This window comes from Bacillus cereus, from assembly GCF_002577405.1.
Classification (GTDB): domain Bacteria; phylum Bacillota; class Bacilli; order Bacillales; family Bacillaceae_G; genus Bacillus_A; species Bacillus_A cereus_AU.
Genome location: NZ_NULR01000052.1, coordinates 1 through 469, shown reverse-complemented (window position 1 = coordinate 469; position 469 = coordinate 1). Strand labels below are relative to the sequence as shown.

Sequence of the window (469 nt, the reverse complement as noted above, 5' to 3'; positions counted from 1 at the left end):
CTTTTTCATCTAAACACTCTTTTTCGGGCTTCATGTTAACCTGTTTCCACTCTTCATTTCCTACTTTACGAAATTGAGCAATTTCTACGTCGGTTCCATTCGTTAATGTAACAAAAATAATACAATAATCCGCTCCATCATTACCATGAAAGTAAATATTTTTAACGTATCCATTTTTCATAGTTGGGTACATACGCTGAATCAATTTACACCAATTTCCATATTTCACTTCTACAACCGCTTCCCCGTCATGGTCCCAACCATGATATGGTGCGCATAAAAAATCTTCTTCAATTTTACTCAAATCAGAAATCCGAAAACCTTCTTTTTCGTATTCAAGTTGGATAAATCCGTAAGAATAGCTGAAATACTCAGCATTCTTGCCTTCGAATCCCTCAATCGTTTCAATTTCATAAAAAAATCTTATTCCCCGTCTTCCATCTGGCACTCGACAAAGCTTTAGCAAACT

The 469-nt window shown here is 35.6% G+C and carries 1 pseudogene; it reads right to left on the bottom strand.

The window, feature by feature from the left end:
- Positions 1-469 (bottom strand): annotated as a pseudogene (locus COC96_RS27705) (hypothetical protein); the annotation flags it as partial.